General features: G+C 66.2%; 19 protein-coding genes. 9 read left to right on the forward strand and 10 right to left on the reverse strand.

The genetic code is table 11. From position 1 onward, the window contains the following. Positions 1 to 343: 343 nt before the first annotated feature. Positions 344 to 1,657: a solute carrier family 23 protein gene (locus tag ArtHe_RS15245; protein ID WP_066300621.1), complete on the reverse strand. Its 1,314-nt coding sequence runs from the start codon at positions 1,655 to 1,657 to the stop codon at positions 344 to 346. A gap of 145 nt (positions 1,658 to 1,802) precedes the next feature. Here ArtHe_RS15245 and ArtHe_RS15250 point away from each other — a divergent pair, with 145 nt between their 5' ends. Together ArtHe_RS15250 and ArtHe_RS15255 are read left to right on the forward strand one after the other, a co-directional pair. Next, positions 1,803 to 2,705 (forward strand): SDR family NAD(P)-dependent oxidoreductase, encoded by a 903-nt coding sequence (locus tag ArtHe_RS15250; RefSeq protein WP_248317713.1) that lies wholly within the window; start codon positions 1,803 to 1,805, stop codon positions 2,703 to 2,705. Next, positions 2,702 to 4,108, forward strand: a complete 1,407-nt coding sequence (locus ArtHe_RS15255; protein ID WP_248317714.1) for an aldehyde dehydrogenase family protein — start codon at positions 2,702 to 2,704, stop codon at positions 4,106 to 4,108. The genes ArtHe_RS15250 and ArtHe_RS15255 overlap by 4 nt, the downstream gene beginning before the upstream one ends. Before the next feature lie 76 nt (positions 4,109 to 4,184). Here ArtHe_RS15255 and pgm read toward each other — a convergent pair whose 3' ends face one another. The 6 genes from pgm to ArtHe_RS15285 form a co-directional block, all read right to left on the reverse strand. Beyond that, positions 4,185 to 5,816, reverse strand: coding sequence for a phosphoglucomutase (alpha-D-glucose-1,6-bisphosphate-dependent) (pgm, locus tag ArtHe_RS15260; protein WP_248317715.1), 1,632 nt, complete (start codon positions 5,814 to 5,816; stop codon positions 4,185 to 4,187). A 108-nt stretch (positions 5,817 to 5,924) separates the two neighbouring features. Then, a complete protein-coding gene (locus tag ArtHe_RS15265) occupies positions 5,925 to 6,713 on the reverse strand; it encodes an ABC transporter ATP-binding protein (RefSeq protein WP_248317716.1) in 789 nt (262 codons plus the stop codon). 13 nt (positions 6,714 to 6,726) lie between these two features. Beyond that, positions 6,727 to 7,626, reverse strand: a complete 900-nt coding sequence (locus tag ArtHe_RS15270) for an ABC transporter permease (protein ID WP_066300632.1) — start codon at positions 7,624 to 7,626, stop codon at positions 6,727 to 6,729. A gap of 43 nt (positions 7,627 to 7,669) precedes the next feature. Beyond that, a complete protein-coding gene (locus ArtHe_RS15275) occupies positions 7,670 to 8,656 on the reverse strand; it encodes an ABC transporter substrate-binding protein (RefSeq protein WP_248317717.1) in 987 nt (328 codons plus the stop codon). Between the two features lie 379 nt (positions 8,657 to 9,035). Then, positions 9,036 to 10,514 carry a peptide MFS transporter gene (locus tag ArtHe_RS15280; protein ID WP_248317718.1) on the reverse strand — a complete coding sequence of 493 codons (1,479 nt, stop codon included), beginning with the start codon at positions 10,512 to 10,514 and terminating at the stop codon, positions 9,036 to 9,038. Between the two features lie 156 nt (positions 10,515 to 10,670). Beyond that, complete coding sequence (locus tag ArtHe_RS15285; RefSeq protein ID WP_248317719.1) at positions 10,671 to 12,089, reverse strand: amidase; 1,419 nt, start codon at positions 12,087 to 12,089, stop codon at positions 10,671 to 10,673. Positions 12,090 to 12,243: 154 nt separating this feature from the next. Here ArtHe_RS15285 and ArtHe_RS15290 point away from each other — a divergent pair, with 154 nt between their 5' ends. The 4 genes from ArtHe_RS15290 (at position 12,244) to ArtHe_RS15305 (ending at position 14,930) form a co-directional block, all read left to right on the forward strand. Beyond that, positions 12,244 to 12,570, forward strand: a complete 327-nt coding sequence (locus ArtHe_RS15290; RefSeq protein ID WP_066300639.1) for a rhodanese-like domain-containing protein — start codon at positions 12,244 to 12,246, stop codon at positions 12,568 to 12,570. Continuing rightward, the gene (pheA, locus tag ArtHe_RS15295) at positions 12,567 to 13,535 is read left to right on the forward strand and encodes a prephenate dehydratase (protein WP_248317720.1); all 969 of its coding nucleotides are present in this window, start codon (positions 12,567 to 12,569) and stop codon (positions 13,533 to 13,535) included. The genes ArtHe_RS15290 and pheA overlap by 4 nt, the downstream gene beginning before the upstream one ends. A 4-nt stretch (positions 13,536 to 13,539) precedes the next feature. After that, positions 13,540 to 14,514: a DNA topoisomerase IB gene (locus ArtHe_RS15300; protein ID WP_248317721.1), complete on the forward strand. Its 975-nt coding sequence runs from the start codon at positions 13,540 to 13,542 to the stop codon at positions 14,512 to 14,514. An 89-nt stretch (positions 14,515 to 14,603) separates the two neighbouring features. Then, entirely contained in the window at positions 14,604 to 14,930 is a 327-nt protein-coding gene (locus tag ArtHe_RS15305; protein ID WP_248317722.1) for a hypothetical protein, read from the forward strand. A gap of 84 nt (positions 14,931 to 15,014) precedes the next feature. Here ArtHe_RS15305 and ArtHe_RS15310 read toward each other — a convergent pair whose 3' ends face one another. Further along, positions 15,015 to 16,100 carry a diacylglycerol kinase family protein gene (locus tag ArtHe_RS15310; protein ID WP_248317723.1) on the reverse strand — a complete coding sequence of 362 codons (1,086 nt, stop codon included), beginning with the start codon at positions 16,098 to 16,100 and terminating at the stop codon, positions 15,015 to 15,017. Between the two features lie 67 nt (positions 16,101 to 16,167). Between ArtHe_RS15310 and serS the strand changes: the two genes are divergently transcribed. Together serS and ArtHe_RS15320 are read left to right on the forward strand one after the other, a co-directional pair. Further along, positions 16,168 to 17,436: a serine--tRNA ligase gene (gene serS, locus ArtHe_RS15315; RefSeq protein ID WP_248317724.1), complete on the forward strand. Its 1,269-nt coding sequence runs from the start codon at positions 16,168 to 16,170 to the stop codon at positions 17,434 to 17,436. A gap of 113 nt (positions 17,437 to 17,549) precedes the next feature. Then, the gene (locus ArtHe_RS15320; RefSeq protein WP_248317725.1) at positions 17,550 to 18,395 is read left to right on the forward strand and encodes an HAD family hydrolase; all 846 of its coding nucleotides are present in this window, start codon (positions 17,550 to 17,552) and stop codon (positions 18,393 to 18,395) included. A gap of 7 nt (positions 18,396 to 18,402) precedes the next feature. Here ArtHe_RS15320 and ArtHe_RS15325 read toward each other — a convergent pair whose 3' ends face one another. Both ArtHe_RS15325 and ArtHe_RS15330 read right to left on the reverse strand, forming a co-directional pair. After that, complete coding sequence (locus tag ArtHe_RS15325) at positions 18,403 to 19,038, reverse strand: hypothetical protein (protein ID WP_248317726.1); 636 nt, start codon at positions 19,036 to 19,038, stop codon at positions 18,403 to 18,405. Between the two features lie 160 nt (positions 19,039 to 19,198). Next, positions 19,199 to 19,744: an inorganic diphosphatase gene (locus ArtHe_RS15330; protein WP_248317727.1), complete on the reverse strand. Its 546-nt coding sequence runs from the start codon at positions 19,742 to 19,744 to the stop codon at positions 19,199 to 19,201. Positions 19,745 to 20,020: 276 nt separating this feature from the next. Here ArtHe_RS15330 and dacB point away from each other — a divergent pair, with 276 nt between their 5' ends. Next, entirely contained in the window at positions 20,021 to 21,442 is a 1,422-nt protein-coding gene (dacB, locus tag ArtHe_RS15335; protein WP_248319822.1) for a D-alanyl-D-alanine carboxypeptidase/D-alanyl-D-alanine-endopeptidase, read from the forward strand. Positions 21,443 to 21,476: the final 34 nt, after the last annotated feature.

Raw genomic sequence — 21,476 nt, forward strand, 5'->3', positions numbered from 1 at the left:
GTCTTCGGCCCAGACCGTGCGGGCGGAAACCGGCGGGATCCGGAAGTAGGAGAGTCCGCTCCCGGCGGCCGTTACGGCAGCCAGCAGGAGGAAGGAGGTCAGGCGGGGGCGCTTGCCAGGCCATCCAGTGTGCTGTTTCCCCTCAAGGCTTATGTTCCGCTCCTCTGAACGTCACGCTTCAGTGGTTAGGTACCAGACCCCGATAACCGGGTCCGGCAAAGCGTCCGGGCACGGATGCCGGGCCCATGCTAAGGGGCAGCCCCGGTGAGGGGAAGCGTGAACGGCCGTGCGGGATGAGGGCGGACACCGTGATCCGCCCGGCCCGCACGGCCGTGAGGCGGGACTAGCCGAGGCTGGAGGGTGTGGCGCCCACGTCCTCCTGCGGCTCGTCCGGCATGGTGCCGCGCCACCGGGCAATGGCGCTCATGCCGTGATAAATCACCAGGGTGGCCGCCGTACCGAGCGCGATGCCTTCGAAGGTGAGTCCGGCAATGTTCCAGGTGTAGTTGGCGATGCCCACCACCAGGGCCACACCGGCGACCGAGAGGTTGATCGGGTTGGAGAAGTTCACCCGGTTGTCGACCCAGATGCGCACGCCCAGGATGCCGATCATCCCGTACAGCACCACGCCGGCTCCGCCGAGGACGCCTGCGGGGATGGTGGCGATCAGGGCGCCGAACTTGGGGAAGAGGCTCAGCAGGACCGCGACGATGCCGGCGACCCAGTAGGCCGCGGTGGAGTACACCCGGGAGGCAGCCATCACGCCGATGTTCTCGGCGTAGGTGGTGGTGCCCGAACCGCCGCCGGAGCCGGCAAGCATGGTGGCGACGCCGTCGGCCATCAGGGCCCGGCCGGTGTAGGGATCGAGGTTGCGGCCCGTCATGGCCGCCACGGACTTCACATGGCCGATGTTCTCAGCAACCAGCACCAGCACCACCGGAACAAAAAGCCCAATGACGTTGAAGTGGAAGGTCGGCGCGGTGAACTCCGGCAGCCCGAACCAGCCGGCGTCGTTGATCGCAGCGAAGTCCACTTCCCCCTGGATGATTGCAGCCACGTAGCCGGCGAGCACCCCGACCAGGATCGAGAGACGGCCGATCAGACCTTTGAACAGCACGGTGCACAGCAGGATCGCCACCACGGTAACAGTGGCGGTCAGCGGACCGGCCTCGTAGTTGGTTTTAGTGGTGGGTGCCAGGTTGAGGCCAATCAGTGCGACGATCGCGCCGGTCACGACCGGCGGCATCAGGACCTGGATCCAGCGGGTTCCGGCCAGCTGTGCTGCCAGGCCGATCAGGAAAAGTGTGGCGCCGGCCATGATGATGCCGCCGAGGGCGCCGCCGGGACCGTGCTGGTTCACGGCTGCGCCAATGGGTGCAATAAACGCAAAGGATGAGCCCAGGTAGCTGGGAATCTTCCCAGCCGTGATGATCAGGAACAGGATGGTTCCGATGCCGGAGAACAGCAGAGTCGTGGCCGGGGGGAACCCCGTCAGCAGTGGAACCAGGAACGTTGCGCCGAACATGGCGACCACGTGCTGGGCGCCGATGCCGATGGTCCGGGGCCAGGTGAGCCGCTCGTCGGGAGCTACATAGGCACCAGGCCGAATCGTCTTCCCATCGCCGTGCATTGTCCAGTCTGTGCCGAGCCTGCTCATACGTGTGCCTTCCAAAGGACAAGGGGGAATGATTCGTGGAGAATGTTACCGGTGCGGCATGGTTAGCACGCCTTTGTTGCACGGCACCCAGTATTTTTACCGGCAAGCGATTGGCCGCCCGGCGGCCTGGAACGGACGGAACAGCGTGGGTATATCAGTATCAGGACGGAGCGTCCTCATCACCGGCGGCGCCATGGGAATGGGCCGGCTCTACGCGGAACGGGCCGTGCGCGAGGGCGCGCGGGCCGTGGTCCTCTGGGACCGCGATGCGCAGGCACTGCAGGCAACCGCCGCTGAACTGCGGACGCTGGGCGGCACTGAGATCCGTCCCTATGTGCTTGATGTTTCCTCCGTGGAGGAAATATCCCAGGCCGCCGCGGCCGTGCTGGCAGACGCGGGTGCCCCGGACGTCCTGATCAACAACGCCGGAATCGTCCGCGGAAATTACTTCTGGGACCACTCGGACACGGACATCGACGCCGTGATGACAGTGAATACCCTGGCCCCGATGCACATCACCCGGGCCTTCCTGCCAGCCATGATCGAACGGCGGACCCCGGCCCGCATCCTGAACGTCGCTTCGGCGTCCGGCACCCTTTCAGTTCCGAAAATGAGCGTCTACACGGCGTCCAAATGGGCCATGATCGGGTGGAGCGACTCGCTGCGCCTGGAACTCGCCGAGGCCGGACATGAGCATGTCATGGTGACCACGCTGATTCCCAGCTACATCAAGACCGGTATGTTCGAGGGTGCCCGCGGACCGCTGATGACCCCGCTGATGGAGCCCGGATTCGTGGTCAACAAGGCCTGGGCTGCGCTGATGGAAGGCAAGGCACGCGTGCAGCTGCCCTGGACCGTGCCGCTGAGCAGCGCCCTGCGCGGACTGTTGCCGCAGCCGGCCTGGGACGTTGTGGCAGGGCGCGTGTTCAAGGTTTACCAATCCATGGACCACTTCACCGGGCGGACTGAGGCAGCGGCCGCAGACCCACACTCCGCCGAGCACGCACAAGGAATCATGCAGGAACAGCAGACAGGGGGCCGGGGATGAGCGCCGAAACCCAAACCTGGACCGGAAGGGGCGTCGATGGCATTCCCGCGCAGGTCGCCGCCGTCCGGAAAACATACGATTCCGGCCGGACCCGCCCGCTCGCCTGGCGCCGTGCGCAGCTGAAAGCTCTTCTGGGGCTGCTCTCCGAACGCGAGGCGGAACTTCTAGCAGCCCTGCACACAGACCTGGGAAAGAACCCGCTGGAGGGCTACCTGACCGAGGTCTCCATCACCCGCTCAGAGGCCGAGTACACGCTCAAGCACCTGGAGAACTGGACCCGGATCCGGAAGGTGCCGGTCCCGCTTGGCCTGCAGCCGGCGTCGGCCCGTACCGAACCCCAGCCGCTGGGGGTGGTGCTGATCATCGCGCCGTGGAATTACCCGGTGCAGCTGCTGCTGGCCCCGCTGATCGGCGCCCTGGCGGCCGGCAACGCCGCGGTGCTCAAACCCAGTGAATTGGCTCCGGCAACGTCACGGACGCTGGCCCGGCTGCTGCCCGAGTATCTGGATTCCGAGGCTGTGGTGGTCATCGAGGGCGCCCAGGCGGAATCCGAGGCGCTGCTCAAGGAACGCTTCGATCATATTTTCTACACCGGCGGAGAACGCGTCGGCAAGGTGGTGATGCGGGCGGCCGCGGAGCACCTGACCCCGGTGACGCTGGAGCTGGGCGGCAAGTCTCCCGCCGTCGTGCTGGACGGCAACCTGGCCGCGATCGCGCGGCGGATCGCCTACGGGAAGCTGATGAACGCGGGGCAGACCTGTGTGGCACCGGACTACGTCCTCGCCACGCCGGACACCGCCCCGAAGCTCGTGAAGCAGTTTGGTAAAACCATCCGTGAGTTCGTCGGCAAGGACCCGTCCCGGAGCCCGGACTTCGGCCGGATCATCAATGAACACCACTTCGACCGGCTCACCGGCTACCTGCAGGACGGGACAGTGGCGTCCGGGGGCCGGTATGAGAGGGACAGCCTCTATCTGGAACCCACCGTGCTGACCGGGGTACCGCTGGACGCCCCGGTGATGCAGGAGGAGATTTTCGGTCCGATCCTGCCCGTGGTGACCGTGCCGGACCTGGACGCGGCAATGGACATCATCAACTCCCGGCCTGCTCCGCTGGCCGCCTACCTGTTCACCTCCTCAGCCGCACAGCAGCGGCGGTTCGAGGAAGGGATCCGGGCCGGCAGCGTGAACCACAACGCGGCAATCGTGCAGCTGGCCGTCCCCGAACTTCCGTTTGGCGGTGCGGGCGCCAGCGGAATGGGTGCCTATCACGGCAAGGCCTCGTTCGACACGTTCAGCCAGCTGCGGCCGGTATTTTCCAAGGGCACAATGCTGGACACCCTGCGCGTTGCCTACCCGCCGTACAACGGGTTCAAGTCCCGGATCCTGCGGCGCCTGCTCTAGCGGTACCCGCCCGGAAAATGCCTGCGGCTCCCGAACAGACGTCCGGGAGCCGCAGGCAGGCGGGGGGGGGCGCAGGCTAGGAAATGACGCCGTCCACGATCGCCTTCGCCTCGTCCTGGACCTGGCGCAGATGCTCCACGCCCTTAAAGGACTCGACGTAGATTTTGTACACGTCTTCGGTGCCGGACGGCCGGGCCGCAAACCAGGCGTTCTCCGTGGTGACCTTAAGGCCGCCCACTGCCGCGCCGTTGCCCGGTGCTTCGGTCAGCCGGGCAGTGATTTCCTCACCGGCCAGGGTGGTGGCAGTGACGTCCGACGGCGCCAGCTTGGACAATGCTGCCTTCTGTTCGCGCGTGGCCGGGGCGTCAACCCGCGCGTAGACCGGGTCGCCAAAGCGGCTGGTGAGTTCGCGGTAGTGCTGGGACGGCGTTTTCGAGGTCACGGCAGTGATTTCCGAGGCGAGCAGGGCCAGCAGGATGCCGTCCTTGTCCGTGGTCCAGGCGGTCCCGTCCAGGCGCAGGAAGGAGGCGCCGGCGGATTCCTCTCCGCCGAAGGCAACTTCACCGGACAGCAGGCCGGGAACGAACCATTTGAAGCCCACCGGAACCTCCATCAGCCGGCGGTCCAGGCTGGCGGTCACCCGGTCGATCATCGAGGAGGAGACCAGGGTTTTGCCAACCATGGCATCGCCGCGCCAGCCGGAACGGTTCGCGTACAGGTATTCCACGGCTGCGGCGAGGTAGTGGTTCGGGTTCATCAGGCCCGCGTCAGGGGTGACGATCCCGTGCCGGTCGGCGTCGGCGTCGTTGCCGGTGGCAATGTCATACTGTCCGGCCTGTGCAATCAGGGATGCCATCGCGTCGGGGGAGGAGCAGTCCATGCGGATCTTTTCATCCCAGTCCAGAGTCATAAAACCGAACTGCGGGTCCACGTTGGGATTCACCACCGTGAGGTTCAGGCCGTACTGCTCACCGATGGCACCCCAGTAGTCCACCGACGCCCCGCCCATGGGATCGGCGCCGATGTGCAGGCCGGCGGCGGCGATGGCATCCATGTTCAGCACTGATCCGAGGTCGCCGACGTAGTTCTGGAGGAAGTCGTAGGAGCCCACGGAGTCGGCCAGCCGGGCCTGCCCCAGCGGGATGCGCTTGACTCCCCGCAATCCGTTCTCCAGGAGTTCATTGGCCCGGTTCGCGATCCAGGACGTGGTGTCGGAATCCGCGGGTCCGCCGGAGGGCGGGTTGTACTTGAAGCCGCCGTCGGCCGGCGGGTTGTGGGACGGGGTGATCACGATCCCGTCCGCCTGGTCCGTCCGGGTGGCGTTGTGCTTCAGGATGGCGTGGCTCAGGGCCGGGGTGGGCGTAAAGCCGGTCCGCGCGTCGATCAGCACGTTAACGCCGTTGCCGGCCAGCACTTCGAGGGCGGTGTTCTGCGCCGGCTCGGAGAGGGCATGGGTGTCCTTGCCCATAAACAGCGGCCCGGTGATGCCCTGCCCCGTGCGGTACTCCACAATCGCCTGCGTGATGGCGGCGATATGGGGTTCGTTGAAGGCGGCCTTCAGCGAACTGCCGCGGTGGCCTGAGGTGCCAAAGGCGACACGCTGTCCGGGATCCGAGAGGTCCGGTGCGACGTCGAAATAAGCATCCAGGAGTGCCGTCAGGTTAACGAGGTCAGAAGGCTGGGCAGGGGTACCGGCTCGGTTAGACATAGACCCAAGCATGCCAAAGATTCCTGCTTCTCCGCAGCGAAACGGCAGAAAGTGCCCCCTTCAACGCTTGGCAAAGGGGGCACTTCCGGTATCTGCCGGCCGGCCGGGCTACTGGAGCATGGTCCTGTCGTCCAGGCTGCCCTTGATCTTCTCGAACTCGTGCAGCAGGTCCGGGACTGTCATTTCCGCCTTCTGGGCACTGTCCAGGTCCAGGATGATCCTGCCCTCATGCATCATGACCAGGCGGGTGCCCAGGTCCAGGGCCTGCTGCATGTTGTGCGTAACCATCAGCGTGGTGAGCCGGTGCCGCTGCACGATTTCCCCGGTCAGCCGGGAGACCAGCGCCGCGCGCTGCGGATCGAGTGCCGCGGTGTGCTCGTCCAGCAGGAGGATCTTGGGTTCGCTGAAGGTGGCCATCAGCAGGGACAGCGCCTGCCGCTGCCCGCCGGAGAGCAGGCCGACCTTGGACTTCAGCCGCCCCTCGAGCCCCAGTTCCAGGGATTTCAGCTCCTCACGGAAAAGCTCGCGCTTTTTGGCGGAGACACCCCAGCCCAGGCCGCGGGTTTTGCCGCGCTCATAGGCGATGGACATGTTCTGTTCGATGCTCAGCTGCGGCGCGGAACCGGCCATCGGGTCCTGGAACACCCGGCCGATGTATCGGGCCCGCTGGTGGTCCTGCAGCCGGGTGACGTCCCTGCCGTCAATAACGACTGATCCGGTGTCCGGCCGCAGCTTGCCGGAGACCATGTTCAGCAGCGTGGACTTGCCGGCACCGTTGCTGCCGATGACCGTGAGGAATTCCCCGGCCGCCAACTCCAGGTCGATGTTCGCCAGGGCGGTCCGTTCGTTGACGGTTCCGGCGAAGAAGGTCTTCTGTACGTTCTGGATTTTCAGCATGTTCGGTTCCCGGCTAGCTCGACGTCGTAACGGTGGACTTCCGCAGGCTGCGGAACGTGGGCAATCGGCGGAACAGCTTCCACTGCGGCAGCACCAGCGCCACAACAACCAGGACCGCGGAGATGAGCTTCATGTCCGACGGATTGAAACCCACCTGCAGGGCCAGGGCAATAACCAGCCGGTAGACGATGGAGCCCAGGATCACGGCCAGTGTGGAGATCACGATGATGCGGCTGCCGAAGACGGCCTGGCCGATGATCACCGAGGCCAGGCCCACCAGGATCAGGCCGATGCCCATGCCGATGTCCGCAAAACCCTGGTACTGGGCGATCAGGGCGCCGCACAGGGCTACGAAACCGTTGGAGATCGCCAGGCCCAGGATCTTCATCCGGTCAGTGCTGACACCGAAGCTGCGGATCATTTCCTGGTTGTCGCCGGTGGCCTGCATTGCCAGGCCCAGGTCGGTGTGCAGGAACCAGTCCAGGAAAAGTTTGACGCCGATGGCCAGCAGGGCGAAGATCGCGATCGCGACGACGCCGCCCAGGTAGCCGTTCTCGCGGAGCGGGGAGATGAGGGTGTCCTCCCGGAGCAGAGGCAGGTTGGCCTTGCCCATAATTCTCAGGTTGATCGAGTACAGCGCGATCATGGTGAGGATGCCGGCCAGCAGGCCGTTGATTTTGCCCTTGGTATGCAGCAGCCCGGTGACGCAGCCGGCCAGCAGTCCGGCACCGAACGCCGCGGCGGTGGCGGCCAGGGGCGGAGCCCCGTTGATAATCATGACGGCCGCCACGGCCGCGCCGGTGGTGAAGCTGCCATCCACCGTGAGGTCCGGAAAGTCCAGGATGCGGAAGGTGAGATAGACACCCAGGGCCATCACCGCATAGATAAGCCCCAGTTCAACAGCAGTGATCATGGAAGATCCGTTCCTTCAAGCAGATAGTGATGGCAGCGGGAGGTTATTCGATGACCTTGTCGGCCTTCTCCAGCAGGGCAGCAGGGATTTCGACTCCCATGTTGGCCGCAGCGGACTTGTTGACGATGAGCTGGATTTCAGTCAGCGTCTCCACCGGCATCCCTGCCGGGTCAGCGCCGTCCTCGAGGATCTTCAGCGCCATCAGCCCGGTCTGGTAGCCCAGGGACTCGTAGTCGAGGCCGTAGGTAGCCAGGCCGCCGTTTTCCACCGAGTCGCCTTCGCCAACCACAACGGGGATCTGCTTGGTTTCCGCAATCTGGATGACCGACTGCAGGGCTGAGACGACGTTGTTGTCAGTGGGAACGTAAAGGGCATCCACGTCCAGGGACTCGGTGGCCTGCTGCACCTCGGCGGAGTTGCTGACGGTGGCCAGCTTGACCTCCAGGCCGAGCTCCTTGGCCGCTTCCTGGGCAAGTTCAACCTGCACGTCGGAGTTGACCTCGCCCGAGCTGTAGACGATGCCGACGCTCTTGGCGTCCGGAGCCAGTTCCTTGATCAGGCCAATCTGCTCCTTGACCGGGTTCAGGTCCGAGGTGCCGGTGATGTTGGCGCCCGGGCTGTCCCAGGAATCGACCAGGCCCGCAACTTCCGGCTCGGTGACCGCGGTGAACAGCACCGGAACGTCGGTAATCGCCTGGGCAGCCGCCTGCGCTGCGGGGGTGGCAATGGCCAGGACCAGGTCCTTGCCATCCGAGGCGAAGGAGGACGCGATGGTGGTGGCCGTGGCCTGGTCCCCGGCAGCATTCTGGATATCCAGTTCCAGGTTCTCGCCTTCGGTGTACCCGTTCTCCTCAAAAGCCCGGATGAAGCCCTTTCGGGCCTGGTCCAGGGACGGGTGCTCCACCAGCTGGCTGATGCCGATCCGGACCATGTCGGAGCTTCCGGCGGCTGTGTCGCCGCCACAGCCGGTGGCTGCAAGTGAGACACCCAGCAGCAGGGCCCCCAGTGCCCCTGTCTTCGAACGTTTCATCATTGCCCTTTCAGTGCGCTGCCCAGCGGCGGACGGCGCCGGGGCAGGGTGACGTGGTACCGGGCGGGGCCCCGGGTCCTCGGGGCCGACGTCGTTATCGGTCCCTCGGTGCACGGGTGCCTTTGCGCACCGGCTGGTCCCACGATACTAACTGTGAGGGTGGTCACATTGTCTAATTCGGCGCGCACTGTGAAGACAGTTGACTGGTTGTTTGTGGCCATCAAGGACAAAAATCATTGCTCAAGGAGCCATGGCCGTCAGATTGTCTAGGTTGGATTGAGCCCGCTTTGCCGCTGAACGCAGAAGTGCCCGCCCTGCAGGAACAGGGCGGGCACTTCTATGCCGGCTGGCCCCGGTGGGGCCGGCTGCGGGGTGGGGGCTACCGCACCCCGCCCATGAGCTTCTTGATCGAGGGGGCGCAGAGGGCCAGGATGATGCCCAGCACGACGGCGGTGATCCCCAGGAAGGAGAAGTAGGCCACTTCGGTCTCCGCCGTGTAGAACTGCGCGAGCCAGCCCGAAAGCGTGCTGCCCAGGGACACCGAGAGGTAGAACAGTGCCACCATCTGGGTCGGGAATGCCGACGGAGCGAGCTTGGTTGCCGCGGAGAGTCCGATCGGGGAGAGCGAGAGCTCAGCGAACGTGAACAGCAGCAGGATGCCGGCGAGGGCCAGCAGCGGTGTGCTGTTCGGGCCGCCACCGGAGAACGGGATGAAGGCCAGGAAGGCCAGGCCCATCACGCTGAGGCCGATGGCGAACTTCAGCGGGGTGCCCGGCTGGCGGGAACCGAGCTTGGTCCACATGCTGGCGAAGACGGCCGCGAAGATGATAATGAAGATCGGGTTGATCGACTGCACGAAGCTCGGCGGCATCTGCCAGCCGAACAGGTCCAGGTTCAGGGACGAGTCCGCGTACAGTGCCACCACGGTGAACTGCTGCTGGAACAGGGCCCAGAAGGCCGTGCTTGCCACGAAGAGCGGCATGAAGGAGAACACCCGGCGGCGTTCCAGCGTGTTAACCCGCTTGCTGGTGAGGATCACGGCGAAGTAGGCGATCGATGCGATCAGGGCCAGGGCCGCCATGAAGCTGACCAGGTTTTCGCTGGTCACCACACCGAAGGCGATGGCCAGAGCCACGACGACCAGCGCTGCTGCGGTGATTGCGCCCATGCGGGCGTACTGGCTCTTGGGCAGCGGGTTGGCAACGAGGTGCGCCGACTCGGGCAGGTGCTTGCGGGTCGCGGCGTACTGGGCGAGGCCGATGGCCATGCCGATTGCTGCCAGGCCGAAGCCGAAGTGGAAGCCCATGCTGTTCCAGACCAGGCCGGTCAGGATGGGGCCCATCAGGCCGCCGATGTTGATGCCCATGTAGAAGATGGAGAAGCCGGCGTCGCGGCGTTCGTCCTTCTCCTCGTAGAGCGTTCCAACCAGGGCGGTGGCATTGGCCTTCAGGCCGCCGGAGCCAAGGGCGATCAGGACCAGACCGATGGCCAGTCCGACGTATCCCGGAACCAGGGCGAGGGAAATATGGCCAAGCATGATGATGATGGCCGAGTAGAAAAGGGTCCGTTCCGAACCGAGGACGCGGTCAGCCAGCCATGCACCGAGGATGGTGGAGAGGTAGACGCCGCCGCCGTAGGCCCCGACGAGTCCCGCCGCGACCCCTTCGTTCATGCCTAGTCCGCCGTCAGTGACGGAGTAGTACATGTAGTACAGCAGGATGCCCTGCATACCGTAGAAGGAGAACCGCTCCCAGAGCTCAACGCTAAACAGGTTGGCGAGCATCCGGGGGTGGCCGAAGAAGGCCTTGCGCGTGGGTGCTGCAGACGCGGGTTGTGTGGAGGGAGGACTTGAAGTCATGTCTCCATCGTCGCAAAGCCTAACGAGGTCCGTTTAAGCATGTTGCTCAAAAACCGGTTGCTTCTAGGGGTTAGAAGCAAGGTTCTGTGTGCAGAATCACCGCAAAATGCACACTTTTGTCCACATTTTGGACAAAATGGCGCTCCATGAAGGTGTTCACCTGTTATTGGACTCCAGCTGGGCGGCGACGGCCAGCAGCTCCGCCTCAGCGCCGGGCCGGCCGATCAGCTGAATGCCCATCCACAGCCCGTCCGCCGTGCGGTAGGTGGGAACCGTGATGGCAGGCAGGCCGCAGACGTTGACCATCGAGGTGAACGGCGAATAGCGGCACTGCCGCGCGTAGTCCTCATCGGCGTCACCCGTCCAGTACCAGCCGATGGGCCGTGGGGTCATTCCGAGCACCGGAGTGAGCATCATGTCCCACGCGGCATACTGCCGGATGGTGTCTTCCTCGAAACCGCGCAGGATTTCCACGGCTGCGGCCAAATCCGCCGCAGAGCGCTGGAGGGCACGGCGGCGCATGGTCGCCGTCAGTGGAACCAGCTGGTCTTCCTGATCGGCCGGAAGGGGAATGTTGGCGAGCGGGGCGGTCCAGACGAGGCTGAAGGCGTCCGGATACCGTTCGTCATACTGCACGTCGGCATCTTCGACGTTGTGACCCGCACCGGTCAGTGCGAGCACCCCGGCCTCCAGCCCGAGGACGGCCTCCGGATCCAGTTGGATGTCGAGACGGGATTCAAAGGGGGAGCGGGTGCTCAGGCCAATCCGGAACCGTCCCTCAGCCCGCAGGGCGGCCTCCAGGAAGCTGCCGCCCGGAGCGGGGGCAGAGGTGGCATGGAAATTCGGTTCGGCCACCATGGCGTCCAGCATGAGGGCCGCGTCTGCCGCGGTCCGGGCCAGGGGGCCAGCCACGACGAACTGGCCCAGGTCGCGTTGTCCGCCGCCCGCCGGAATCCGGCCGCGGTTGGGTTTCAGGCCGACCAGCCCCGTTGCCGCCGCCGGGATACGAACGGATCCTCCGCCATCGGTGCCGGGCGCAAACGGGATCATTCCAGCAGCCACTGCAGCGGCGGAGCCGCCGGAGGATCCACCCGGGCTGAGGGACGGGTCCAGCGGGTTGCGCGCCGGCGGTGCGATGAGGTTCTCGCTGTAACTGCTGAGGCCGAACTCTGGAACCTGCGTTTTTCCGAGGCTGATCGCCCCTGCGGCTCGAAGGACGGAGGCCAGCGGCCCGTCCTCGGCAGCGGGCGCTGGGGGTACGGCCGCGCTGCCCATGGTGGTCGGCACGCCGGCGACATCGGTGAGGTCCTTGTGGGCCAGTGGCATGCCGTGAAGCAGTGCCGGGGCCCGACCCTGCGCCAGGGCGTCATCGGCCCGGGATGCCTCGGCCCGGGCGAGGTCCGCGGTAACCGCGATAAACGCTCCGAGCGATGGGTTCAGGGCCTCGATCCTGCCCAGATAGTACTCAGTAACTTCCCGCGCGGAGACTTGGCGCGCGGCCAGGGCGTTTCTCAACTGCAGGGCGGTCAGTGCGCCCAGTTCTGCATCGGAAGGCGCATCTGCAGGGCCTTGCACGGGTGGGCCAATGGGCATTGCTACCTCCGGGGCGGGGGCCGTCTGGTTCTCTGGCGGTGCATCCCACTATAGGCTGGATGACAGGCAGAATCGCCCGCGTGTCCGCGGGTTTACCGCCTAGTCAGCCCAGGCAAAGAACTATTGCGAGGAAGCTATGAGCGAGATGGAAAACGTGTCAGTGGAAGCCATTCCCGTAGGCGCCAAGATACTCGATGTCCGCGAGGACTATGAGTGGGAGGCCGGACACATTCCCGACGCCTTGCACATTCCCCTGGATCAGCTTCCGGACCGCTTGGATGACCTTGACCCGGACGGGGACCTCGCCGTCATCTGCCGCACCGGCGGCCGCAGTGCCCGGGCCACGCAGTGGCTGGAAGCGCACGGCTATTCGGCTGTAAACGTCACCGGGGGCATGGGTGCCTGGCTGGAAGCCGGCAAGCCGATGGTCTCCGATGCCGGAACGGAACCCACAGTCGTATGAGTGCTCCCGGCAAGGCTGCGGCCCGGGACTCCCGCCTGCCCGGCACTATGGTCTACACCTTCCTCGGGCCCGAGGGGACGTTTACCGAGGCCGCCCTGCTGCAGGTCCCCGGCGCCGAGGACGCTGTCCGGATTCCCTCGACCTCGGTCACGGCGGCACTGGAAATGGTGCGGTCCGGACACGCGAACGCTGCCGTGGTGCCCATTGAGAACTCGGTGGAGGGCGGCGTCAGTGCCACCCTGGATGCCATCTCCGTTGGCCAGCCGTTGAGGATCCTGCGGGAAATCCTGGTCCCGATCACCTTTGTCCTGGCCGTGCGGCCGGGCATGGAACTTGCCGACATCCAGCGGGTTTCAACCCACAGCCATGCCTGGGCGCAGTGCCGCAACTGGGCTGCGCAGAATATTCCACAGGCAGAATATCTTCCGTCCTCCTCGACTGCGGCAGCCGCCGTCGGGCTGCTGGAAGAGGATTCCGGGTTCGACGCCGCAATCTGCGCGCCCCTGGTGGCCGCGAGGCTCGGGCTGAACGTTATTGCCCGCGGCATCGGGGACTACGCCGAGGCCGTCACCCGCTTCATCCTGGTCAGCCTGCCGGGCCTGCTGCCCGAGCCCACCGGGGCAGACAAAACCACCGTGGTGATCCCGCTGCCTGAGGACCGCCCCGGCGCCCTGATGGAAATCCTGGAGCACTTCATGGCCCGGGGCGTGAACCTCAGCCGCATTGAATCCCGCCCTACCGGCGCATTCCTGGGGGACTACTTTTTCAGCATTGACGCCGACGGGCACGTCTTGGATGCCCGGGTGGCAGACGCCCTCAAGGGGCTGCACCGGATCTCCCCGGAACTTCGGTTCCTGGGCTCCTATGCCCGGGCCGATTACCGCCGGCCGGAGGTGCTGCCGCACACTTCGGACCAGGCGTTCGAGGCAGCTGATCAGTGGCTTGAATCCCTGATTAACGGCTGAGCGTATGCCGCGCCTGCGCCGCAGCAACTGCGAACATCCCGGCTACACCCGGCGCCGCTGGGGCAAAGGGTTCAGCTACCGCGGCCTGGCAGGGGAGGTGCTGCGCGATCCCGCGGAACTGCGGCGCATCCGGGGCCTGGCCATCCCGCCGGCCTGGGCGGATGTCTGGATCAGCCCCTACCCCAACGGCCACATCCAGGCCACCGGGCAGGATGCTGCTGGCCGGCGCCAATACATTTACCACCCGCATTGGCGTGAACTGAAGGACCGGGAGAAGTTCGACCGGGCACTGGCGCTGGCCGAGGCCCTCCCGGGGGGCCGGCGGATCATCACCACGCACCTGCGCTCCGAGGGGAACGGGCCGGAGCGGGCGTTCGCGGCTGCCCTGCGCATCATCGATTCGGGTGCCCTGCGGGTCGGCGGATCCCGCTACGCAGAAATGAACGGCTCCTACGGAACAACAACACTGCTCACGGACCATGTCCGGCTGGACGGCACGCGCCTGCTCCTGCACTTTCCCGGCAAAAGCGGGCAGGAGTGGCATGTGGAGCTGGAGGACGAAGACCTGGTGGCGGCTGTCCGGCCCATGCTCGCGCGTCCCGAAGCGGATACCGCCCTGGCCTACCTGGGCGCCGATGACCGGTGGCACAGCATTGATGCAGCCCAGCTGAACGGTTTCCTGCGGGAGGTTTCCGCAGGAGATTTCACGGCCAAGGATTTCCGGACCTGGCAGGCGACGGTTTCTGCCGCCATGGGACTGGCGCGCACGGGCAGCCGGGCGGCCACCAAGCGGGAACGGCAGCAGGCTGTGGCTGCGACCATCCGGGAGGTCGCTGAACGGCTGGGCAATACCCCGGCCGTTGCCCGGAAGTCCTACGTCGACCCCCGCGTGGTGGACCGGTTCCTCGCGGGGGAGGTCATCCCGGCTGCGGGCTACTCTGCCTCCGAGACGGCTGTGCGCCAGATGCTCGGCGGATAGCACCCACTTGCGTGCCTCCCTATGGTAAGTATGCTTATAGACCCGATGCCGGGAGGCGTGCGGGCAAGCCAGCCAACGAAAGGCGGACCATGAGCGAGTACCCGAACGAAGAAGAGCAGCTCAAGAACCCCAAGCCCAGCGGCCAGTCCACGGGCGATGATAATTGGCGCGGAGACGCGGCGGACCAGGGCAATGACATCCGCTTCGCCGAAGAGCAGGAACTCATCCGTGAACAGGCCTCCCCGGAATCCGTGCGGCGGGATGACGATGAGGGCGAATATACCGACGCCGAAGGATCCAAAGAGCCGCCCGCAGGCCGGGGCCACAAGGAGAACCGCGGCCACGGCCAGGACGGGACTGCCGGATCTAAGGAAACCGAGGGTGCTTACACGGATTCCGAGGGCACCCAGGACTGAGGTCCCTCCGGCCGCGGCCGGCCCGGAACTGTGCTGGCAGAGCTGAGCTGGTCCGGGACTGAACCAGCCACCGGACCCGCTGCCCTAGGCCGCGGGTCCGGCAGCGGGTCTGCCGGACTGTCCGGCATCCAAGGCCCGGACCCGCAGCGACTGCGGGTCAACCGTCACGGTGACGCTGGTTGCCGCACCGCTGAGGTCGCCGTCGAGCTGGGTGATGGTCGGCTCCTCCGTGCTCACGGTTACCGTGCGGGCCCGCTGGTACTCAATCACCGGAAGTTCCCGCCGGTTCCGGGTGACAACCTTGCCTAGAACAGCCGCCCAGCCGAACACCGTGCGCGGACTAAGCACCACGATGTCCAGCATGCCGTCGTCCACTGCGGCGAAGGGGATGAAATCGATTCCCGCGGGCAGCTGGCCGGTATTCGCGAAGACGACGCTGCTGACCTTCCGGACCTGCGGAACACCGCCGTCTGCCTGGACCCGCATCCGGCGGCGGGGCCCGGGCAGCAGCCTCACGCCGGCTTCGCTGTAGGCCAGCCAGCCCACCCGCTTCTTCAGCTCGTCCCGGGTCGCCGCGATGACCTCCGCGTCCAGCCCGATCCCGCCCATCACCAGGAAATTACTAGTGGAATGGTTGCCGGTGCGCGAGTTCTCCAGCGCAATGCGGCCCATATCGATCCGGCGCTCGGCGCCGTGCAGTGCTGTTTGGATGCTGCCGTGCAGATCGTTCACCGGCAGCCCGAGGTTCCGGGCCAGCAGGTTGCCGGTGCCCAGCGGGAGCAGTCCCATGGCCGCCGGTGAGTGGGCGACAGCGCGGGCGACCTCACGGACGGTGCCGTCCCCGCCCGCAGCCAGGACGACGTCGGCTCCCGCTGCCAGGGCCTGCTGGGCCTGGCGGAAGCCGGGGGATTCCACGGTGGTCTCCAGGATCAGCGGCGGCTCCCAGCCGGCGAGCTCGCAGGCCTCGGCGAGGGCTGTCCGGGCGGGGCCGGCCTGCGCCTTGACCGGGTTGATGACTATGGCGACCCGTTGGTTGGGTGCCGCAAGCGGACGGGTGATGCGTTCCGCGGCGAGCTGCCGCCGGTGCCGGCGGGAGCTGACCTGCCAGGTGGCCAGGGACGCGAGGACGGCGGTAGCGAGGAGCAGGATCACGGTTAATTCGGCAGGCATGGTGCCCTCCAGACTAGCCGTAGCAGGACATGCCATTCCGGCAAATGGTATTCGGTACCCTTGAGACGTGATCGATGTTAATGAACTGCGCGAAAATCCCGAGAAGTTCCGAGCCTCCCAGCGCGCCCGGCTGGCCGATCCGGAGCTGGTGGACGCAATCATTTCGGCTGATGCCCGCCGGCGTGAGTCCCGTACCCGCTACGAAACGCTGCGCGCGGAACAGAATGCCTTCGGCAAGCGCGTAGCCCAGGCCAAGGGCGAGGAGAAGCAGACGCTCCTGGCTGAGGTCAAGGAACTCGCTGCTGCCGTCAAGGCTGCCGGAGCCGAGGCTGACGCGGTCCAGGCCGAGCAGGAAGCACTGGTCCGGCGCGTGGCCAACGTCGTTGAAGACGGCGTTCCCGCCGGCGGTGAAGACGACTACGAGGTCCTTAAGACGGTTGGCAAGCCCCGCGATTTCGAAGCCGAGGGGTTCACCCCGCGCGATCACCTGGAACTTGGTGAACTGCTCGGCGCGATCGACATGGAACGCGGCGCGAAGGTCTCCGGTTCGCGCTTCTACTTCCTGCGGGGCGTCGGTGCCCGCCTGGAACTGGGGCTCTTGCAGATGGCCATGGACCAGGCCATCAAGGCCGGATTCGTACCCATGATCACTCCGACGCTGGTCCGCCCGGAAACCATGCAGGGCACCGGGTTCGACGTCGCCCACGACGCCGAAATCTACCGTCTCGCCGAAGACGACCTGTACCTGGTGGGCACTTCGGAGGTTCCGCTGGCCGGATACCACGCTGACGAGATCATCGACCTGGCTGCCGGTCCCGTCCGTTACGCCGGCTGGTCCTCCTGCTACCGCCGCGAAGCCGGCTCCCACGGCAAGGACACCCGCGGCATTATCCGCGTGCACCAGTTCAACAAGGTGGAGATGTTCACCTACACGCGGGTGGAGGATGCCGCAGCCGAGCACCAGCGGCTGCTCGCCTGGGAAGAGGACATGCTGGCCAAGGTGGAGCTGCCCTACCGGGTGATTGAGACCGCTGCCGGAGACCTCGGTATGTCCGCTGCGCGCAAGTTCGACTGCGAAGCCTGGGTTCCCACCCAGGGCGCCTACCGCGAACTCACTTCCACGTCGAACTGCACCACGTTCCAGGCCCGCCGCCTGAACATCCGTGAACGCCAGGACGGCAAGACACGCGCGGTCGCCACGCTCAACGGCACCCTGGCCACCACCCGCTGGATTGTCGCGATCCTGGAGCACCACCAGAACCCGGACGGCTCGGTCAACGTTCCCAAGGCGCTGCAGCCCTACATGGGCGGCCTGGAAGTCCTGCCGGTCCTCTAGCCTCCTGCCGGCGCGGTTCTGCGCCGGCAGGGACGGCAGGTGTTAACCAGCTGTTCGCACCGAGTGTGAACCTCGTCCTACCGGTATTCACGACGGTCTGTTTATATAAATCGATGACTACTCTCACTTCAGCCGGCATCGAAGACCGGCTCCGTTCAGATACCGCCCACCTCATTGCCCTCGACGTCGACGGGACCCTCGTGGACCACGACGGGCACATGTCCCCGAACGTGCGTTCCGCTGCCCGGGACGCCATCGACGCCGGACACCACCTGGTCATTTCAACCGGCCGTTCCTTCGGTGCGGCCCTGCCGATCCTGAAGAACATCGGCCTGACCGAGGGATTCACCGTCTGCTCCAACGGCGGCGTCACCCTCCGCGTGGACAGCGCACTGCCGGAGGGATACGAAATCGTGGACCGCGTGGTCTTCGACCCCCGGCCGGCCCTGGACGCCCTCCGCATCCAGCTGCCCACCGCGAAATTCGCCCTCGAAGACCATGAAGGCCGCTTCCTCTCCACCGAACGCTTCCAGGACGCCAGTTTCGGTGCCGAAGCGCAGGCCGTGGACTTCGAATACCTGCGGGAGAGCAAGGCCGTCCGCGTGGTGGTCTTCAGCACCGACAGCACAGCCGAGGAATTCGGCGAAGCCGTTGAGGCAATCGGCCTGCACGGCGTCACCTACTCAGTCGGCTGGACCGCGTGGCTGGACATCGCAGCGGCCGGCGTCACCAAGGCCTCCGCGCTGGAGCAGGTCCGGCGCCGGCTGAATATTGATCCCCGGCACACGGTGGCCGTGGGTGATGGCCGCAACGACATTGAGATGCTCTCCTGGGCTGCCCGCGGGGTTGCCATGGGCCAGTCGCCGCAGGAAGTCATCGCCGCGGCTTCAGAGGTCACCGGTACGGTCTACGAAGACGGTGCTGCCGCGGTGCTCCAGAGCCTCGTAGCCGCCCGCTAGCGGGACCTTACCGGCCGTAGGACAGTGCAGCCGGCGGCAGCGCCGCCGGCCCTGCCACCAGGTCCAGCAGCCGGGCCGCAGCGGGCCGGGTGGCCCACTCCTCCGCCCAGTACGAACGGACCACGGCCTTGCTGACCGCCTGGGTGGTGATCCCGAGCGCTTCCGCGACGTACTTCTGCTGACCGCGGGCGCCCGGCGTCATCAGGTCCAGAACCTTCCACTCGGCAGCCGTCCGGCCCGCCACGATCTGACCCAGCAGCCGCAGGACGGCCTCGGCCTCCGCGGCGACCTGCGTGTCCGGACCTTCCACCGCAAGCGGGATCCGGTCACCGGTGCGCTGCGCGCGCTCAACCGCCCTGCGGGCGTAAACCAAGCCAAACCCTTCTGCCTCCAGCACATCGGCGGGCAGGGGCCGGCGCACCTCTCCGACACCGAGGCCCACATGCCACCGGCGTGCGCGGATAGCCGTCAGCGCGGCGTCGACGGCCGCCGCAGGGTCAGCCAGAATGCCCTGGGCCTCGTCTCCCACTGAGCGCTGGAACGCCACGGCCGCAGGGATGTGCCGCAGGGAGCGCAGCAGCTCCGGAACTTGGTCTCCCGCCTCCCGGGTATCCCGCTGGTTGATGGTCAGCACAAAATGCATGGCATCAGCATGCCAGAGAAGGGCACCAAACAACCGAAAACGGTTGATCGGGCGCGGCGCGGCAAATTCAGCGGGCCCGTCGGTGCGGAACCGGCCTTGAACGGCGAAGCGGCCGCCCACCGGATCGGTGGACGGCCGCTTGCCGTGAAGGCTGAAAACGCTAGTTGTTCTCGGGGTTGGCGTCGACGTCGCGGCCCTGCGGCTCGTCCTCTTCGCTCTTTTCGCCCAGCGCTTCGAAGCGTGCCAGCGAGGCCTCAACCTCGGCCTCGGCAGCCTCGCGGCCGGCCCAGTCAGCGGCTTCTACCCACTTGCCCGGTTCCAGGTCCTTGTACTTGGTGAAGAAATGCTTGATCTCATCGAGCAGGAAATCCGAAACATCGGACAGGTCCTTGATGTGGTCAAAGCGCGGGTCTGCCGGAACGCACAGCACCTTGGCGTCGCCGCCGCCGTCGTCGACCATGTTGAAGACGCCGATCGGGCGGGACTCCACCAGGACACCCGGGATCAGGTCGAAGTCCTGCAGCATCACGAGCGCGTCCAGCGGATCCCCGTCTTCGCCCAGCGTGTTCTCGAAGTAGCCGTAGTGGGTCGGGTACTGCATCGAGGTGAACAGCACGCGGTCCAGGCGCAGACGGTGCGTCTCATGGTCAATTTCGTACTTGACGCGGGATCCCTTGGGGATCTCGATCGTTACGTCGAGTTTCATAACGGCTCCTTGAAAGCGGCCCTGCGGCCACGCAAACGGACAGACGGTTTCAGCGCATTTCAGGCGCTGACGGACAATGGGCGCAGCCGGAATTCCCCGTCCATTTGGGAATGTCCGTTTGGCTCACCGCGCCGGTCTAGTGTTAAAGATATATGTCCTGAGGCGTTACCGGGTTCCACCCCGGTCCCTGCCGCCTCGCAAACCGCCGCCGATGAGGCGGAACCCCTGAGGCATCAGGGACGTAAACGAGACGGAAATTGGTGGCCCGTGGCTAGGATGTTCTCCGGCATTGCCCTTGCGCTGGCCTTTGCCGTCCTGCTGGTTCCCCTGGCCGTCTACGCCGGCCCGCCCGTGCTGAAGGCCCTCAGCGGTACGGGTGTTGAACGTCAGGCAGCCGTGCCCACCTACCAAAGGGCACCGGCGGAACTGACCCAGACGCCGTTCGTTACTACCCTGGACCCCGCGGCGCCCGTGCCGGATACAGCCGTTCTGGGTGAGCTGCTCGACGGCGAACTCGGGCTGGCAGGCAGCGGCACCGTCTCCGCCGTCGTCACCGATGTGCGCACCGGCGCCGTCCTGTACGAACGGAATGCAGCGGCTGCCGGGATGCCTGCCTCCACCCTGAAGATCCTGACGGCGGCGGCCGTCGCCTCCACACTGGAACCGGACTCCCGGTTTGAAACCACCGTGCACGCCAGGCCGGCGGACAGCGGGACGCAGCTGGTGCTGCGCGGCGGCGGAGACGTCCTGCTGGCCTCCGGAGCTTCCGACGACGACGCAGTGGTGGGCCGGGCAGGCCTGGCCACGCTCGCTGAAGAGACCATCAAGTCCCTGGGCAGCTCCGCCGGGACGGTGCAGGTCCTGCTCGATGACACGCTGTTCTCCGGCCCGTCACTTTCCGGGGCCTGGAATACCGCTGACGTGGAAGCCGGCGAAATCGCACCCCTCTACCCGCTTGCCGTCAATTCAGCGTGGACCGATGAGTCCCGCCGGTCAGGTGAACGCGAGGACGACGCCGCGCTGGCGGCCGCCGAGGCGTTCCGCGCCGCGCTGGCAGCCGCGGGCGCCGAAACCGGCATCACCGTGGCTGAGGGAGTCGAACGCGGCGCCGTTCCCGCCGGCGCCCGGCAGCTGGCCGCCGTGGAATCCGCGACAGTGGCGGAGCAGATCGAGCAGATGCTGCTGATTTCGGACAACTACCTCGCCGAGGCGCTGGCCCGTTCCGCAGCGCTGGCATCCGGACGCGACGCATCCTTCACCGGAGCCGTGGACACCGTGACGGCGCAGGCGGCGGCCCTCGGCATCGACACAGCGGGCATGTCACTGGCGGATGTGTCCGGGCTCGCAGCGGAGAACGAGGTCAGTGCCAGGCAGCTGGCTGACGCCGTCCGGCTGGTGCTCACCGCGAATGACGAGGGCCTGCGCGCCGTCGCCCGCGGGATGCCCGTGGCCGGGCTCAGCGGGACGCTGCAGGGCCGGTACGACGACGGGGACGACGACGCCGCCGGGGCCGGTCTGGTCCGCGCCAAGACCGGAACCCTCTTCGAGGTCACCGCACTCAGCGGTTACGTGACAGATGCGGACGGGCGGCTCCTGGCCTTCGCGCTGGTGGCCCGGGGACTGGACGGCAACACGGCAGAGGCCCGCAGCGCCGTCGACTCCGCGGCAGCCGTGCTGGCCGGCTGCGGCTGCCGGTAAGCCCGCACCCGATTGGTGTTGGCGGGAGCGCATT

Origin of the sequence: Arthrobacter sp. Helios, assembly GCF_023167125.1 — a bacterium.
Classification (GTDB): domain Bacteria; phylum Actinomycetota; class Actinomycetes; order Actinomycetales; family Micrococcaceae; genus Arthrobacter_B; species Arthrobacter_B luteolus.

What these genes read in the sequence shown, in the direction of transcription:
- ArtHe_RS15245 (WP_066300621.1), bottom strand. Translation starts at nt 1,657, where the DNA reads ATGAGCAGGCTCGGCACAGACTGGACAATGCACGGCGATGGGAAGACG.
- ArtHe_RS15255 (WP_248317714.1), top strand. Translation starts at nt 2,702, where the DNA reads ATGAGCGCCGAAACCCAAACCTGGACCGGAAGGGGCGTCGATGGCATT.
- pgm (WP_248317715.1), bottom strand. Translation starts at nt 5,816, where the DNA reads ATGTCTAACCGAGCCGGTACCCCTGCCCAGCCTTCTGACCTCGTTAAC.
- ArtHe_RS15265 (WP_248317716.1), bottom strand. Translation starts at nt 6,713, where the DNA reads ATGCTGAAAATCCAGAACGTACAGAAGACCTTCTTCGCCGGAACCGTC.
- ArtHe_RS15270 (WP_066300632.1), bottom strand. Translation starts at nt 7,626, where the DNA reads ATGATCACTGCTGTTGAACTGGGGCTTATCTATGCGGTGATGGCCCTG.
- ArtHe_RS15275 (WP_248317717.1), bottom strand. Translation starts at nt 8,656, where the DNA reads ATGAAACGTTCGAAGACAGGGGCACTGGGGGCCCTGCTGCTGGGTGTC.
- ArtHe_RS15280 (WP_248317718.1), bottom strand. Translation starts at nt 10,514, where the DNA reads ATGACTTCAAGTCCTCCCTCCACACAACCCGCGTCTGCAGCACCCACG.
- ArtHe_RS15290 (WP_066300639.1), top strand. Translation starts at nt 12,244, where the DNA reads ATGAGCGAGATGGAAAACGTGTCAGTGGAAGCCATTCCCGTAGGCGCC.
- pheA (WP_248317720.1), top strand. Translation starts at nt 12,567, where the DNA reads ATGAGTGCTCCCGGCAAGGCTGCGGCCCGGGACTCCCGCCTGCCCGGC.
- ArtHe_RS15300 (WP_248317721.1), top strand. Translation starts at nt 13,540, where the DNA reads ATGCCGCGCCTGCGCCGCAGCAACTGCGAACATCCCGGCTACACCCGG.
- ArtHe_RS15305 (WP_248317722.1), top strand. Translation starts at nt 14,604, where the DNA reads ATGAGCGAGTACCCGAACGAAGAAGAGCAGCTCAAGAACCCCAAGCCC.
- ArtHe_RS15310 (WP_248317723.1), bottom strand. Translation starts at nt 16,100, where the DNA reads ATGCCTGCCGAATTAACCGTGATCCTGCTCCTCGCTACCGCCGTCCTC.
- ArtHe_RS15320 (WP_248317725.1), top strand. Translation starts at nt 17,550, where the DNA reads ATGACTACTCTCACTTCAGCCGGCATCGAAGACCGGCTCCGTTCAGAT.
- ArtHe_RS15325 (WP_248317726.1), bottom strand. Translation starts at nt 19,038, where the DNA reads ATGCATTTTGTGCTGACCATCAACCAGCGGGATACCCGGGAGGCGGGA.
- ArtHe_RS15330 (WP_248317727.1), bottom strand. Translation starts at nt 19,744, where the DNA reads ATGAAACTCGACGTAACGATCGAGATCCCCAAGGGATCCCGCGTCAAG.
- dacB (WP_248319822.1), top strand. Translation starts at nt 20,021, where the DNA reads ATGTTCTCCGGCATTGCCCTTGCGCTGGCCTTTGCCGTCCTGCTGGTT.